Origin of the sequence: Algoriphagus sp. CAU 1675 (assembly GCF_029222925.1) — a bacterium.
Lineage (GTDB): Bacteria > Bacteroidota > Bacteroidia > Cytophagales > Cyclobacteriaceae > Algoriphagus.
The window spans coordinates 244,956-261,223 of the sequence record NZ_JARHUI010000003.1 but is presented as its reverse complement, the minus strand read 5'-3'; the positions used below and the strand labels follow the sequence as shown (position 1 = coordinate 261,223).

Below are 16,268 nucleotides of genomic sequence, written 5' to 3'. Positions count from 1 at the left end.
AAATCAAGAAACCGAATACGATATGAAATCCAAAGAAATAGTCACATTACAACGGTCTCTATTAGAGGACACAGAGAAACTTCTAAACAAACAGATAGAAATGGAAGGTAAATCCTCCGCCTACTATCTATCTATGGCATCTTGGTGTCATAAAATGGGCTATGAAAATGCAGCCAATTACCTTTATACCCATGCGGATGAGGAAAGAATGCATATGATGAAAATCTTTCGTTATGTCAACGAGGCAGGAGGTCATGCCATTCAGCCCGAAATCACTGGAATTAGACATCATTTCAACTCTCTTAGAGAATTATTTGAATTGATTTTGGAACATGAAATTCAAGTCACCAAATCTATCAACAACATAGTTGATCATGCCTTTGGAGTAAAGGATTTTGCTACTTTTAGCTTCATGCAGTGGTATGTAACCGAGCAAAGAGAGGAAGAAACCATGTCCAGAAGAGCTTTGGAATTATTTGACATTATCGGAGAAGAAGGAATTGGTCTTTGGACTATCGACCAAGAATTGGGCAAATTAAACGCCGCAGCCCATGCTGGTGATGGTGAAGCCTAATAACTTGCATTTACCTTAAAAAAAGCGGCAAATAGCCGCTTTTTTTGTTTCTTAATCGATGTATTTCACCTTTAGCAAGATTCCTAAAAACCATTCTCTGAATTTTGATTATTTTCGGGCAAACCCTCTTAAACCCATGAATACCTTGAATTCACTTGCTTATTTTGCTGCGGGTCTTTTATTAATGACTTCATGTACTAAGACAAGTCCGATTAAAACCCAACAAGAAGAGTTATCCATCAACACTGCCCCTGCCCCCAAGGACAAACCTGAAGGTATGGTATGGATTCCGGGAGGAGATTTTGTCATGGGAACCAATGATGCCGATGCCTATGAAGCGGAGAAACCGGCAGTACAGCTCAAAGTCAAAGGATTTTGGATGGATGCCCATGAGGTAACCAATGCAGAGTTTGCGGAATTTGTAAAAGAAACAGGTTACATCACTGTAGCAGAGAGGGAAATCGATTGGGAAGAACTGAAAAAACAACTCCCTCCGGGTACTCCTAAACCTGACGATTCTGTCTTAGTTCCAGGATCTATGGTATTCACCCCTCCTCCTTTTCCTGTTCCTACCAGAGACATCTCCCTCTGGTGGTCCTGGGTCAATGGTGCATCCTGGAGACATCCTGAAGGACCTGATAGCGACTTGATAGGAAAAGAAAACCACCCTGTAGTACATATTGCCTTTGAAGATGCAGAAGCTTATGCTCAATGGGCAGGCAAAAGACTTCCTTCCGAAATTGAATGGGAGTTTGCTGCTCGAGGCGGAATGAACGGAAAGCGTTTTGCTTGGGGAGATGAACTCACTCCTAATGGACAATATTTGGCCAATACTTTTCAAGGTACATTTCCCCACGAAAACCTAGGGCAAGACGGATTTATTGGAACCTCCCCTGTTCAATCCTTTGCTCCCAACACCTTTGGACTATATGACATGATCGGTAACGTGTGGGAATTGACCAGTGACTGGTATGATGCCCTCAAATATGCAAGAATAGCAGGACAAGCCCCCAAACTTGATGCTGGTATGAACCCATGCTACAATCCTGACAATCCTTATGCTCAAGAAAGGGTAATAAAAGGAGGATCCTTTCTCTGCGCAGCTAATTATTGCGTCAATTACAGACCCTCTGCGAGACAGGGACAGGCTTTTGATTCAGGAACCTCCAATGTGGGCTTCAGGCTTGTAAAAGACGTAGATCAGAAGACTCTTGGATTAAAATAAGATCCTGATTTCTTAAGAAGTGGGATATCCTTTGATTATCCTCTGGATATACTTGCCAACAATGTCAAATTCCAGATTCACCAAATCTCCAACTTTCAATTGGTGGAAGTTTGTATGCTCGTAAGTATAAGGAATAATAGCAACAGAAAATCTTCCAGGCCCTGAATTGAAACAAGTTAAGCTTGTCCCGTTGATAGTTATGGAACCTTTTTCCACCGTAACATTTCCCAAGGAAGGATCATATTCAAAATCAAAAATCCAAGATCCATCCTGATCTGAAATATTCTTGACCATCCCGGTTTGATCCACATGCCCTTGTACAATATGACCGTCAAATCTTCCATTGGCAGGCATGCAGCGTTCCAGGTTTACTTTCTTTCCTACAGCCCATCTTGACAGATTGGTTTTTTTGATCGTTTCATCGATAGCGGTTACCCGATAAGAAACTGAATCACAAGCTACCACAGTCAGGCAGACTCCATCATGGGCCAGTGACTGGTCAATTTTTAATTCCTGAGCCAAATTTGACTCCAAATCAAAGTGAAAATTGCTCCCATCCTGGGTAATTTTTTTGATGGTTCCAAAAGTTTCTATTATTCCTGTAAACATGAATATTATATTTTCCAAGCTTTCAATGAGTAAGCAAAAATTGCCTTTTCGGGTTTAAAATTAAGCCAAATAATCGGTTATCTTCGAAACAATTTGAATCATCCATGCCCCTACTGAAATTAGAAGACACCTATTTGCATAAAGGAAAACGAAGAGCATTGGTTGCTGAATTGAGGGCCAAAGGAATTAAGAGCGAAAGAGTTTTAGAAGCCATCAATACTTTACCCCGCCATTTTTTCTTTGACTCAGCTTTGATTTCCCATGCTTATGAAGACAAGGCTTTTCCTATAGGGGAAGGACAAACCATTTCCCAACCCTACACCGTGGCATTTCAAACGGAACTTCTGGATATTCATCCCGGAGACAAGGTGTTGGAAATAGGAACAGGCTCAGGATATCAAGCCAGTATACTGCACCTGCTGGGAGCAGAAGTCTATAGCATTGAATATCAGAAAAAGCTTTTCGAAGGCACACAGCGTTTCCTAAAAAGACTTGGAATTGAAACGAAGCTATTTTATGGAGACGGTACAGTGGGAATTCCTCAGTTTGCTCCCTATGACAAAATCATTGTAACGGCAGGTGCTCCTGTAGTTCCAGATGCATTGATCAATCAGTTGAAAATAGGCGGAATTCTCGTCATTCCGGTTGGGGACAGAAAAAGTCAAAGCATGCTCAAGATCAGTAAAAAATCTGCAAATGAAATTATACGGGAAGAATTTCAGGGATTTGCGTTTGTCCCTCTTTTGGGAAAAGACGGTTGGAAATAAGATCATACACAAAGGAGACTCCAAATTGATTTAAAAAAATGCAATACCCATTTTATCAAAATAAAATTTTGATATAAGCCATCAATAATTTTTAACCCAAATAATATTTCTATTTTTGTCCAAAATTACATCTATGAGTAAGAAGAAATTTGCAAGGGAATCCGCCACCATCATGACAGAGATGGTGCTACCAAACGACACCAATACACTGAACAACCTGATGGGAGGACGATTGATGCATTGGTTGGACGTAGTGGCCGCCATTGCTGCTCAAAAACACTCCAATCGAATTGTGGTAACGGCATCAGCAGACAGCATTTCCTTTAAGCAGCCCATTGCTTTGGGAAATGTGGTAACACTTACTGCTAAAGTAACTAGGGCATTCAACTCTTCCATGGAAGTTTTTATTGAAGTGACCGCAGAAGATATACCAGCAAATAAAAAGACTACCACACACCGCGCATTTTTCACTTTTGTTGCTGTGGACCAAAATGGGAAACCGATCGAGGTTCCTGAAGTAGTTCCCGAAACAGAAGAAGAAATCGAACTATTTGAAGGGGCCTTAAGACGTAGACAACTTAGACTGGTGCTTGCCAAGCGAATGAAACCTGAAGAAGCAGTGGAATTGAAATCCATTTTCAATTTAGACGTCGATAAATAATCAAGAAAATTAGAATGGGGGCTTTGACAAAGTCCCCACTTTTTTTGGCTTGATATTTATTTTTCATCAATTTTCTGTTATGGAAGAAAGCAGCCTCAATCAACTCCAATACATCCTTAAAGAAGAGCTTTTTCTGGTGGAAGAAGAGATCAGTGATTTATCCACCAAAGTCTCCCAAAACCCATTGGATTCCAGCTCTGTAAAGGAACCCAACACTGAAAAATATCATACAGAAAAAGAAGAGCAGATAGAATTAACTGTACAGAAGGAACCAATTCCTGTAAGAGGAAGCTTTAAAAAAGGAATCCTAATTCTTCATGAGGAAGATTCCCTTGCTCCTGCTGTAATGGAGATGCTCGTCAAAATCATCAATGCAGTTGGTCACTCCATGAATGAAGTGGGTATGCTTAACTCCAAAGAACTTGAAGGTCGATCCATGGAGGAATTCAAGGCTATCAACGCCCATGTTGTGTTGAAATTTGGAACTATCAACCACCCTATCAATGCTTTGGTTTCTACCCCCTACGAAAGTCTTACAGAGGAAGAAACCGAATACCTATTTGCCGATTCCCTAAGCACCATATCAGAGGATCAAATTCTGAAAAAGAAGCTTTGGGACTCCTTAAGAGTTTTATTTAATATTTCTCAGAAAAAATGAGTCTTTCACCCGAACAAAGCACTTGGGCAAAACGCTTCAAGTGGATTAGCCTTATTGAAGGCACTTCATTTTTGGTTTTGCTATTTATAGCCATGCCATTAAAATATGTAATGGACCAACCTATGGCAGTGACTGTTGTAGGATGGGCTCATGGAATCCTGTTTATCCTTTATATTTACACGGTCTTTCCCACAGCTTCAAAGTTAAATTGGAATTTCAGCAGAACCCTCTTTGCTTTGATTGCATCCGTTTTACCTTTTGGTCCATTTATTTTTGACAGGAATCTGAAAAAATCCCAACACGTAGATTTTTAAAAAATGGCATTGATTAGTAAGAAAAAGAAAGTTTTTCCTATTAATGCCGGCCTTAGGCGCTATCTCGTCAAGTATTCAAGAGAGGTGGATATTCCTATCCACTATCATGAATTATTGCGCTATTCCAATTCCATAGCTCTCTATGATTCCAAAGATCAGGACACCCTTTGGGAGACGGTTTTTTATGAGCAAAGTGATAGAGAAGAAATTCATCTGAATGTCAAAAAAATCTATGCCTTGCTGAAAGCGGGTGGGGATATGTCTGTCATGGAGCATCTCTATGTAGACAGAATTGACCTTTGTATTTATGGAAATACCCAGCCCTTTCGGGTACGAATTGTAAACCGGATCAACGATAACTTTGATTATTTCTATATCAAAAATGCGGATGCTTCCCGGGTCTATGGGTTGGAACTGGAACACCTTCTATCACCCAACAGAATCAGCTATTTAGTACATCAAAACACCCTGATCGAGGAGCATATCGCTGGGATTCCCGGGGATAAATTCATGCGTCTCCATATGCAGGACCCACATTTGAATCCCATTCGATTGGCAAAGGAATTTGTCAAGTTCAATGAGCGCTGTTTTGTGAGGTTACTTGGAGACATGCATTCTTCCAATTTCGTGATAGATGTTACCCCGGATTTTGAGGAAACGCACTATCGCATCAGAGCCATAGACTTTGACCAGCAATCCTATGAGGGAAAAAAATCCATTTACCTTCCCCAATACTTCAAAGAAAACAATATCCTGATAGAATTAGGGATGAAATACATCACTCCCGAGTCCATGCGTCAGTACCAAAGAGAAGAACGGGCATTGATTGCAACCAGATTCAAGTCCTCCCATTATGAAATAGAGTCCATTCTGGAAGCGATGGAGGAAGACGAAATTGCACCGTTTGAAAATGTAAACAGCCTTCGAAAAGAACTGGCCCGTCATTATAAAAATCAAAAATTCATGTCCTGTCAAAACATGGGACAAATCCTCAGAGTCAGTCTGGAGCAGCTTTTGAAATAAAACTACTTTTTCTTCCTTTCCTGAAGGAGATGATTATCCAGTGGGCCCTTAAATAGTACCTACCACTTTTTCAATTGCTCATATACCAAATGAAGGGGAAAACCCATGACATTAAAATAAGACCCTTCAATTCTGCTGACTCCAACAAAACCGATCCATTCCTGAATTCCATAAGCTCCGGCTTTGTCAAAAGGCTTGTACTCCCGTACGTAATGCCAGATTTCTTCTTCTTCCAAAAATCGAAAAGTGACTGTTGTTTCATCTTCCAGTGTAATCCTTTTCAACCTGTCCATTATAGTCACAGCTGTCATGACAGTATGGCTCGTACCGGAAAGGCTTTTGATCATATCAAAAGCCTCCTGTTCTGAATTTGGTTTTCCCAAAATATGGCCATCCAGAATCACTACAGTATCTGAAGTAATGAGAATTTCATTTTCTGCAAGCTCCTCCGGGTAGGACTCCGCTTTCAACTTTGATAAATAGGCAGCTACATAGTCTGCTGGCATATCAGAGGGTATGCTTTCATCCACAGGATTGACTTTTATTTCGAATTCTACCTCCAATCCTTTCAATAGATCCTGTCTTCTAGGCGAGTTTGAGCCTAAGATGATTTTCTTACCTTTCAGTTTACTTAAAAAAGACTCCATAATCAAAATCAAATTCTTCCTGAATAATACTTGCAAAGAGTAATCCTCCCAGCGCTTTGGGATAAAAATACGTAGATTTTTGTGGCATTAAATACCCGGACTTACATACTTGCATCACTTGATCCATCTCCAGTTCCCTGGTAATCACAGCAAAATCGGCTTTACCATCTCTCACTTCTCCAAGACATCGGGCAAAATTTCTTTCGTATTGAATTTTTTCTGAGTTTCTCTGCTGTTCCGGCTCTATTCCAAGAATCCGATTAAAAAGGACCTCATGCAATACTACCAAATCCAGACTACGAAGAACTTCTGGAATTGCCTTATCCAATTTTCTCCACTTTTCTTCTTTCAACTGAAGAAAATAACTCCTTTCTCCTAAAATCAGCCCAAATGCCCAAGGTTTGGTCCAAGTATAACTGCCCAATTCCTCTGGATCAGGCAAATTCTTTATCCAAAACCAATCATCCAGTTTTTTAAAAAATTCCTGAGGTTCAAGTTCCAATCCCCGATACAGCCTATGAGTTGGTAGAATTTTCAGATGATTATCCTGGACATTGGTCAGATACATAAGATGAAAATCATGGGCTTTCCATTCTTTATCAGGATAGCTTCCTTTCATGGCTTCCCGATGAGCTATGGAGGCTTCCAAGCGGTGGTGACCATCTGCCAAAACGATCCTCTTTTCTCTCAGAACATCAAGAAAAAGCGAAATCACCTCAGCATCATGAATCACCGCAAGTACCTCTCTAACACCTTGATAATCTTCCAAGTCATAAATAGGCGAAGCAATGGCCGAATCCATATATTTTTCAAGAATCAGGTCCGGATCTTCATAGAGCCCATGCGTTGGACTAGCTTGAATCCCACTACTTTTCAATAATTCAATTCTCTCATCAACTGCAGAGACCAGGGTGTTCTCATGTCGGAGAATTTGATTTTCCTCCCAAGAATAGGCCTTGATTTGAGCAATAAAGCCTTTTCTGCATCTCTCCTGCTTTTCACCAGGCAAGCGAAAATATTGGTAGTATACATAGATCCCCGGAAGGGAATCCTGAATAATAACTCCGGAATCTTTCCATTTTTGAAGGATTCGGGATGCAATGGATACAGAATTGGAACCACGGGGAAAGGATAAATGGATGCTATTCAGCGGATTTTGATAGAGGGACTCCCTTTGCCTTTTGGATACCACATCAAACAAAGGAGAAGTCAGTTCTTCTATTCTTCCACCAAGCTCCGCCGAATACCTCCATGCGCGCAGGGGTAGTATTTCTGCCATTTTATTTTAACCTATTTCTCCAAGAGGAATTAGTCACAGGAGTTGAGGTGGAAGCAGTTGAACTGGACTTGCCTTTCTGGGAAAGCAAGAACTCAATTGCCAAAGCTGCCAATAGCTCCTCTTCTTCTGAGCTAATACTTGGCTTCAATAGCTCCGGAGTAAAATACCTTTCTACAAACTTGGTGTCAAAATTTCCTGAAGTAAAGGCTTCATGAGTTAGTGCAAATTTGCAAAAATCGAGGGTTGTTTGGATTCCGGTGATCTGATACTCATCAATAGCACGGATCATCCGATCAATTGCTGCACCTCTGTTTTCTCCATGGGTGATCAATTTGGCTATCATTGGATCATAGTAAATAGGAATATCCATACCTTCCTCAAATCCATCATCCACACGAATTCCAGGTCCTTGAGGCCTCTGGTAGGTAATCAGCTTTCCAATATCGGGCAGGAAATTATTGGAAGGGTCTTCGGCATAAACCCTAACTTCTATAGAATGGCCGTTGATCTGCAAATCCTCCTGGGAAAAAGACAATTTATTACCTTCGGCAATCAGAATCTGTTCCCTTACCAAATCTTTTCCGGTTATCATTTCCGTCACAGGATGCTCAACCTGAAGACGGGTATTCATCTCCAAGAAGTAAAAGTTTAGGTTCTCATCGACGATGAATTCTACTGTACCTGCACCATAATAATTACAGGCTTTTGCAACTCCGACTGCCGCCTCTCCCATGGCTTTTCGCATATCTTCAGAAACAACCGCAGAGGGAGCTTCCTCAATCACTTTTTGGTGTCTTCGCTGGATGGAACATTCCCTTTCAAAAAGATAAACTATATTTCCTTGTTGGTCTCCCAATACCTGTATTTCAATATGTCGTGGTGAAGTGATGAATTTTTCAATGAAAACAGCACCGTCACCAAAGGCCGATTGGGCCTCAGAAACAGCTCGCTGCATCTGTTCCTCAAATTCATCTGAAGATTCCACAATCCTCATCCCTTTACCTCCTCCTCCTGCACTGGCTTTAATCAAAATTGGGTAACCGATTTCAGCTGCTTTTATTTTTGCAGCAGAAATATCAGAAATAGCTTCCTCGGTACCGGGCACCAAAGGAATATCATATTTGGCAACAGCCTGTTTTGCAGCCAGTTTACTCCCCATCACTTCAATGGCCTCCGGGGAAGGTCCCACGAAAATTATTCCTGCCTCGGTTACTTTCCGAGCAAAATCCGCGTTTTCAGACAAAAAACCATAACCTGGATGGATGGCATCCACACCGAGATTCTTACAAACCTCAATTATCTTATCACCCAACAAATAAGATTCGCTTGAAGGAGGCGGGCCAAGACAAACTGCTTCATCAGCGAATTTGACATGAGGGGAAAGTCGGTCCGCTTCACTGTAAACAGCCACAGTTTGGATTCCCATTTCTCTTGCGGTCCTCATAATCCTCAAGGTAATTTCCCCCCTATTGGCTACTAAAAGTTTTTTGATTTTAGGCATTTTCTCTAATCGTTAATTTGGGCTTCACTAATTATTGATAACTAAATACGGAAATAAATTTGATGTATGTTAATAATGCTTGGTCTGCTGTAGGGATTTTTGCTTGGTAGGTAATTAAGTTTTATTTTTGGCCGATTTTCAGAAAGAAATGCAGGAAAATCTTAATCACTTTAAAACATTAAGCTTTGGATCTATTTGCTAAACTTCACACGAATCTAGGCCCTTTGGGCAAACATTCCCAGTTTTCTGACGGCTATTACATGTTCCCAAAACTCGAAGGTGAAATCGCCCCACGAATGAGGTTTCAGGGAAGAGAAGTATTGACTTGGTCATTAAACAATTACCTCGGTCTTGCCAATCACCCTGAAGTAAGAAAAACTGACGCAGAAGCCGCTGCCAAGTGGGGAGCTGCCTACCCTATGGGTGCCAGAATGATGTCTGGACAAACCTCTCTTCACGAGAAACTGGAAGATGAGTTGGCAAGTTTTGTAGGAAAAGAAAAAGCTTACCTTCTTAACTACGGGTACCAGGGGATCATGTCTGTGATCGATGCCTTATTGGACAGAAAAGACGTAGTGGTATATGACTCTGAATGTCATGCTTGTATTATCGATGCCTTGCGCATGCACATGGGTAAGCGATATGTATACCCACACAATGACATCGAAAATGCTGAAAAGCAATTAGAAAGAGCAACAAAACTTGCAGCCGAGACTGGAGGAGGAATTCTCTTTATAACTGAAGGTGTATTCGGGATGACCGGTGACCAAGGAAAACTAAAGGAGATTGTAGAATTAAAGAAGAAGTTTGAATTCAGACTTCTTGTAGATGACGCTCACGGATTCGGTACTATGGGTAAGACCGGTGCCGGTACCCATGAAGAGCAAGGAGTAATTGAAGGTGTTGACCTTTATTTCTCAACATTTGCAAAATCCATGGCTTCCATCGGAGCCTTCATCGCAGGTGAGGAAAAAGTAATCTACTACTTGAGGTTCAACATGCGTTCTCAAATCTTCGCAAAATCTCTTCCAATGCTTTTGGTTGAAGGTGCATTGAAACGTCTAGAGCTATTGAAAACCCAGCCTGAACTCAAGGCAAATCTTTGGAAAATCGTAAATGCCCTCAGAGACGGCCTACATAAAAACGGATTTAGCACCGGAAAATCAAATTCTCCAGTTACTCCTGTTGTATTGAACGGTACGGTTGGAGAAGCTGCTGCACTATCCCATGACCTGAGAGAAAATTACAATATCTTCTGTTCGGTAGTGATTTACCCAGTAGTACCTAAAGGTATGATTATCTTGAGGTTGATCCCTACAGCAGTTCACACGTTGGCTGACGTTGAAGAGACCATACAGGCTTTTGCAGCGATCAAAGAGAAACTGACCAGTGGGTATTACAAAAATTCTGAGATCGCAATTTCTTTTGGAGAATAAAAATTTTTTCAAAAAAAATGCCCTCAGAGTTGAAATAGGAAGTATTTGGGCTATATTGAGTCAAAATAAACTTATCATCAACCTAAAAAACACACTTTTACTATGAGCAGATTTAGTGAAGTTAAAGATCTTGTAATGGGCCTTGAAGCCGATTTCGAAAAATTTTATGAAAAAGGTAACCAAGCTGCTGGAACCAGAGTAAGAAAGGGAATGCAAGATTTGAAAAACCTAGCACAGGACATCCGTAAGGAAGTTCAGGATAAAAAGAATGCTGGTTGATACCAAAAAATAAAAAAGGTGGCTTAGGCCACCTTTTTTATTTATTTGTCTTTATTTGAAAGTGGAGCCTTAAAACTCCACTTTATTGTTTTCTCTTTCCAAATCTGCCATCCTTCCAGATGGATCAATTTCTATGGATTTGATTGTAGATTTTTTTCTAGGAATCGAAACCGTCTTAGTCAAATTAGTCCAAGGCCAATCTTCAGTCAATATTCTAGCAGGTAATCCAGCTTCGTTTGCTTTTTCACCTCTCATGATTACCAAAGGCATATAAAGCTGTTCCTGGCTTCCATCCTGATAAGTAATAACCACATCCAAAGGCATTGGCATTAAACCTAAACGCTCAAATGTAATAGTCGTGGAGTCGCCATTTTCAACCACATCCTTTATTCCATAATCTATAGTCTTTGTTCCATAGACAAAGTACTCCTTGTACCAATCCAGTTCAAGACCACTTTCTTTTTCCATGATTCGAATCAAATCATTGACATTTGGATGCTTAAACTTCCATGTGTTGAAATAACGCAACAAAGCTCTATCCCTAACTTCAGCTCCAATCACATATCCCATTTGTTCCATAAATACAGCTCCTTTGGCATAAGCCGCAGAACTATAAGCTCTATTTGTATGATAATGATCTGAATGAGTTGACATAGGCTCTTCCAAGCCGGATTTCGCCAAGCTAGAATAACCACGATAGGATCCCGCGTGTACGTTTCCTCCATTTCCTCGTGGCATAATGGAAGCCATTGTTAAGCTAGAGGCATAGCTGGTAAATCCTTCATCCATCCAAGGATATAAAGACTCATTACTTGCCAAAACTCCATGGAACCAGCTATGTGCCAATTCATGAACCATCACACCCACCAAACTATTCAGGTTCCTTTCTCCTGTGATCAAAGTAGACATGGCATATTCCATTCCACCGTCTCCGCCTTGTACCACAGAAAATTGCTTGTAAGGATATTGACCAAAATGCTCCGACATATAGCTAATTGCCTTTGGTGTATATTCTTTTAGCTTTTCCCAATTTTCTGAAGTTTTTTCTCCCGGAATAAAGAAGTGGTGAACCGTAATTCCATTGTCCATCTGGATTTTATCATGCTGATACTTAGGATCTGCACCCCACATAAAATCATGAACCATAGGAGCTTTAAAATGCCAGGTTAGTGTATTGCCTTTTGGGTTTGGCACTTTGACGCCTTCATCCTCATATCCGTGTCCTATTTCGTTAGGGTTTTGCAAATAACCTGTACCACCGATTGTATAATCCTTGTCAATGGTGATTTTCACATCAAAATCTCCCCAAATTCCATAAAACTCCCTACCGATGTAAGGATTGGCATGCCAACCCTGCTCATCATAATTGGCCATTTTAGGATACCACTGGGACATGGAATAACGAACACCTTCCTCAGAATCTCTTCCAGAACGTCTGATTTGAATAGGAACCTGACCGTCAAACTCCAAGGTGAAAGTTGCCTCAGAGTTAGGCAAGATCGGTTCTGAAAGCTCAACTTCAAGAATTGTTTCCACTTCATTGAATTTGACTTCCTTACCATTCATTTTCAAATTTCGAACATGAAGATATCCTATTTCCTCAGGGGTCAATTTGGAAATCCGATCTCCCACTCTCCTATCAGGGTCGGAAATAGTTCTTGACCGAACATCCATCATACTTCCGGGCTGAAATGCATTGTAATACAAATGATAGAATACCCGGGTTAAAGTATCCGGAGAATTGTTGGTATACTTTAGGGTCTGGGTCCCGGTATACTGATTTGTGTTGACATCCATTTGGACATCCATCTGATAATCAACAGCTTGTTGAAACCGGCCAGTTTGAGCATTTGCTCCAAAGGCCAGTAACAAGCAAAGAAAAAGCCCTTTTATAGGCTTCATTACTTTATATCTCATGGGTTTAATAATTTTTACTAAAGAAAAAGAAAAAGAAATCAGCCCCCAAACCATCAATCAAATTTCAAGGCATCGCGTAGATGAAGGTTCAGCTAGTTTCTCTTCCGCTTGAATAAAATTCATCCTCATAATTTCTACTTTTTACTTATTTAACCTTATAATCAAATATAACTTTATGAAAAAACTCTACATTTTCATTTTGGTGGCTTGCATGGGACTTGGTGTCCAGGCGCAGCAGGTCGACATGGATTTGTTTAAATCCATGAAAACCAGGAATGTGGGACCTGCTGGGATGAGCGGCAGAATCACAGCCATTGATGCAGTAGATGATGACCCAAGTATAATTTATGCTGGTTCAGCATCAGGAGGTCTTTGGAAATCAACCTCAGGGGGAATTACCTGGGAACCAATTTTTGATGACCAAAAAGTACACTCAATCGGATCTATTTCCATTTATCAGAAAAACCCCAACATCATCTGGGTAGGAACCGGAGAAGGTAACCCTAGAAACTCCCTAAATATGGGATATGGTGTTTACAGATCCTTGGATGCTGGAAAAACTTGGGAGTTGATGGGATTGGAAAAAACACGTGCAATCCACAGAATCATTGTTCATCCGGATGATCCAAACACTGTTTTTGTGGGTGCAATTGGATCTCCTTGGGGTGAACAGGAAGACAGAGGTTTGTATAAAACCACAGATGGAGGAAAAACCTGGGAAAAAATCCTTTACATCGATACCAAGACTGGAGTTGGCGAAATGATTATGGACCCAAACAACCCTAATAAGATCTTTGTCAACATGTGGCAGCACAGACGCTATCCCTGGTTTTTTGAATCAGGAGGCTCCTCTTCAGGACTCTATGTGACCTATGATGGAGGCGAAAACTGGAAAAAGCTAGATGATAAAAACGGCTTGCCAAAAGGTGATTTGGGAAGAATGGGGCTTGCGATTTCAAATTCCAACAGTGACAAAATTTATGCATTGGTAGAATCCTCTAAAAATGCACTTTACGTTTCTGAAGATGGGGGAAATAATTTTACAATGGTCAACAGCAAACCTGAAATCGGGGACAGACCATTCTATTATTTCGAGATCTATGCGGATCCTAAAAATGACAACAGAGTTTATACCCTGTATTCAAGGGTTGGAATGACAGAAGATGGTGGTAAATCCTTTACCCAAATTCTACAATACGAGGGAGTTCACCCTGATCACCATGCTTTCTACATAAACCCAAATGATCCAAACTTCCTTATTGATGGAAATGATGGAGGTTTGAATATTTCCAGAGACGGTGGGAAGACCTGGTATTTTGCCGAAAACCTACCTGTAGGACAGTTTTACCATGTCAATGTAGACAATGAAATCCCGTACAATATCTATGGTGGTATGCAAGACAACGGTTCTTGGACTGGTCCAGCTTATGTTTGGAGAAGAGACGGTATCAGAAACACCTATTGGCAGGAAGTTTCCTTCGGTGACGGTTTTGACGTTTCTCCCCACCCAAGCAATTCCCGCTATGGCTACACCATGTCTCAGGCAGGAAACCTTTCGAGATTTGATAAGCTGACCGGTCATAACAGATTTATCAAACCCACACATCCTGACAAGGATGTATTCTTGAGATTCAACTGGAATGCGGCGCTTGCACAAGACCCACATGATGCCAATACCATTTATTACGGATCTCAATTCCTGCACAAATCAACTGACAATGGGGAAACCTGGGAAATAATTTCCCCGGATCTTACTACCAATGACTCTACCAAACAGAGGCAGCAGCAGACAGGTGGATTGACCTTCGACATCACAGGTGCTGAAAACCATACTACCATTTTAGCAATTGCACCAAGCCCAGTGGACCCAAATGTGATCTGGGTTGGTACGGATGATGGAAACCTTCAGGTGACAAGAGACGGAGGAAAAACTTGGGCCAACGTCAACAACAAATTGACAGGTCTTCCAAAGGCTAGTTGGATCCCTCAAATCCAAGCATCTAAATATGATGCAGCTGAAGTTTGGGTGATTGCCAACAATTATAGAAACAACGATTTCAGTGCATATGCTTATCATAGCAAAGACTTCGGAAAAAGTTTCACCCGAATAGCAGATGATAGCAAAGTTTGGGGCTACACTCTTTCTATCAAGCAAGACACCGAAGAACCTAATCTGGTATTCTTAGGAACTGAATTTGGGCTGTACGTTTCCTTTGATAAGGCAAAAACCTGGAACAAATGGGAGCATGGTTATCCTAAGGCAGTATCTACTTATGATATGACCATTCAAGAAAGAGAAGCCGACTTGGTGATCGGAACATTCGGCAGATCCATGTGGGTATTGGATGACATTCGCCCATTGAGAGTATTTGCAGCCAATGGAGGAAAAGCTCCAGAGGCTAAAATTACCGCAGTAGCCGCACCAGATGCTTATCAGGCTGAAATCCAGCAACCACATGGTGAACGTTTCCCTGCCAATGGAAAATATGCTGCCGAAAACAGGGAATTTGGGGGAAGATTAAGCTTTATCCTCAATGATAACAAAGAAAAATTTGACACCGTAACCGTTAACATTTACAATGAAGCAGGTGAGCAGATCAGAACTCTGAAAACTGTTCCTGTTAAAGGTGTAAACCGAATCAACTGGGGACTTGACAGAAAGTCTACAGCCGAAAACACCGGAGGTAACAGAGGTCGTAGAAACGGATTCTTCGAGCCTAGTGGAGGCGATGCACTACCAGGTACTTACAAAGTTGAATTTGTGTATGGGGATGAAAAGTCTGAGACGAGTATCAATGTATATGCAGATCCAAGAATTGAAGTTCAACTTGCCAACCTGAAAGCTAGGGAAGACTTCTCCAAAAAGCTGGAAGGGCTTCAATCTGAAGTAACCAATGCTACTAACCAAATGGATGAAGCTCAGAAAACCATTGACAAGGTGCTGGCAATGACCAAAGACCTAGATTCAGAAGAGGCAAAATCCCTGAGCGCTGCAGCCAAAGACATTAAGAAAAAACTGGACAAAGTAAGAGAAGCTTTCAACGGCCCAACCCGTGAAGGTCAGGGAATCGTTAGAAACCTTTATCCAACTACCATGACCATGCTCTTTGCACCAAGACGTTATGCTAGTTCTTCCTATTTGGCTCCTGGAGCTACAGAAGAAAGAATGTACCAGCATGCAAAAGAAGCAGCAGATGAATCAATTGCCGTGCTCAAAGAATTTATGAATGGAGATTGGAAAGCTTTTGAAGAAAAAGTAAAAAACACTCCAGTTGATCTATTCGAGGGAGTAAAGAAAGATTAATTCAAATGAAATAAAGTGGTAGATCTCTGCCATTGATAGAGACCGATTCTTTAAGGATCGGTCTCTTTTTATTT

Annotated in this window: 15 protein-coding genes; 10 read left to right on the top strand and 5 right to left on the bottom strand. The window is 41.0% G+C overall.

The features are described 5' to 3' along the window. The first annotated feature begins 22 nt into the window (after window positions 1-22). Window positions 23-574, top strand: coding sequence for a ferritin (locus P2G54_RS08235; RefSeq protein WP_275870022.1), 552 nt, complete (start codon window positions 23-25; stop codon window positions 572-574). Between the two features lie 136 nt (window positions 575-710). Beyond that, the gene (locus tag P2G54_RS08230; RefSeq protein WP_275870020.1) at window positions 711-1,799 is read left to right on the top strand and encodes a formylglycine-generating enzyme family protein; all 1,089 of its coding nucleotides are present in this window, start codon (window positions 711-713) and stop codon (window positions 1,797-1,799) included. A gap of 12 nt (window positions 1,800-1,811) precedes the next feature. On the opposite strand, the gene P2G54_RS08225 is transcribed toward P2G54_RS08230, so the two are convergent. Beyond that, entirely contained in the window at window positions 1,812-2,408 is a 597-nt protein-coding gene (locus P2G54_RS08225; protein ID WP_275870019.1) for a riboflavin synthase, read from the bottom strand. 104 nt (window positions 2,409-2,512) lie between these two features. Here P2G54_RS08225 and P2G54_RS08220 point away from each other — a divergent pair, with 104 nt between their 5' ends. The 5 genes from P2G54_RS08220 to P2G54_RS08200 all read left to right on the top strand — a co-directional run bounded on the left by P2G54_RS08220 (window position 2,513) and on the right by P2G54_RS08200 (window position 5,831). Then, window positions 2,513-3,175 (top strand): protein-L-isoaspartate(D-aspartate) O-methyltransferase, encoded by a 663-nt coding sequence (locus P2G54_RS08220; protein ID WP_275870017.1) that lies wholly within the window; start codon window positions 2,513-2,515, stop codon window positions 3,173-3,175. Between the two features lie 133 nt (window positions 3,176-3,308). Then, complete coding sequence (locus P2G54_RS08215; RefSeq protein ID WP_275870016.1) at window positions 3,309-3,836, top strand: acyl-CoA thioesterase; 528 nt, start codon at window positions 3,309-3,311, stop codon at window positions 3,834-3,836. A 79-nt stretch (window positions 3,837-3,915) separates the two neighbouring features. After that, a complete protein-coding gene (locus P2G54_RS08210) occupies window positions 3,916-4,494 on the top strand; it encodes a hypothetical protein (protein ID WP_275870014.1) in 579 nt (192 codons plus the stop codon). Then, entirely contained in the window at window positions 4,491-4,808 is a 318-nt protein-coding gene (locus P2G54_RS08205) for a DUF3817 domain-containing protein (RefSeq protein ID WP_275870012.1), read from the top strand. Before P2G54_RS08210 ends, P2G54_RS08205 begins: the two co-directional genes overlap by 4 nt. Window positions 4,809-4,811: 3 nt before the next feature. Continuing rightward, window positions 4,812-5,831, top strand: coding sequence for a hypothetical protein (locus tag P2G54_RS08200; protein WP_275870011.1), 1,020 nt, complete (start codon window positions 4,812-4,814; stop codon window positions 5,829-5,831). A 59-nt stretch (window positions 5,832-5,890) separates the two neighbouring features. On the opposite strand, the gene P2G54_RS08195 is transcribed toward P2G54_RS08200, so the two are convergent. Genes P2G54_RS08195 through accC form a run of 3 tightly spaced genes read right to left on the bottom strand, consistent with a single transcriptional unit; the run spans window position 5,891 to window position 9,258 of the window. Continuing rightward, a complete protein-coding gene (locus P2G54_RS08195; RefSeq protein WP_275870009.1) occupies window positions 5,891-6,478 on the bottom strand; it encodes a Maf family nucleotide pyrophosphatase in 588 nt (195 codons plus the stop codon). Then, the gene (locus P2G54_RS08190) at window positions 6,459-7,757 is read right to left on the bottom strand and encodes a DUF1015 domain-containing protein (protein WP_275870007.1); all 1,299 of its coding nucleotides are present in this window, start codon (window positions 7,755-7,757) and stop codon (window positions 6,459-6,461) included. The genes P2G54_RS08195 and P2G54_RS08190 overlap by 20 nt, the downstream gene beginning before the upstream one ends. Window position 7,758: 1 nt before the next feature. Then, the gene (gene accC / locus P2G54_RS08185) at window positions 7,759-9,258 is read right to left on the bottom strand and encodes an acetyl-CoA carboxylase biotin carboxylase subunit (RefSeq protein ID WP_275870006.1); all 1,500 of its coding nucleotides are present in this window, start codon (window positions 9,256-9,258) and stop codon (window positions 7,759-7,761) included. 185 nt (window positions 9,259-9,443) lie between these two features. On the opposite strand from accC, the gene P2G54_RS08180 reads away from it, so the two are divergent. Then, the gene (locus P2G54_RS08180) at window positions 9,444-10,694 is read left to right on the top strand and encodes a pyridoxal phosphate-dependent aminotransferase family protein (protein ID WP_275870004.1); all 1,251 of its coding nucleotides are present in this window, start codon (window positions 9,444-9,446) and stop codon (window positions 10,692-10,694) included. A 102-nt stretch (window positions 10,695-10,796) separates the two neighbouring features. Then, entirely contained in the window at window positions 10,797-10,973 is a 177-nt protein-coding gene (locus P2G54_RS08175) for a histone H1 (RefSeq protein ID WP_275870002.1), read from the top strand. A gap of 69 nt (window positions 10,974-11,042) precedes the next feature. Here P2G54_RS08175 and P2G54_RS08170 read toward each other — a convergent pair whose 3' ends face one another. Further along, window positions 11,043-12,890 carry a M1 family metallopeptidase gene (locus tag P2G54_RS08170; RefSeq protein WP_275870001.1) on the bottom strand — a complete coding sequence of 616 codons (1,848 nt, stop codon included), beginning with the start codon at window positions 12,888-12,890 and terminating at the stop codon, window positions 11,043-11,045. A 175-nt stretch (window positions 12,891-13,065) separates the two neighbouring features. On the opposite strand from P2G54_RS08170, the gene P2G54_RS08165 reads away from it, so the two are divergent. Next, window positions 13,066-16,194: a hypothetical protein gene (locus P2G54_RS08165; RefSeq protein WP_275869999.1), complete on the top strand. Its 3,129-nt coding sequence runs from the start codon at window positions 13,066-13,068 to the stop codon at window positions 16,192-16,194. Window positions 16,195-16,268 lie beyond the last annotated feature (74 nt).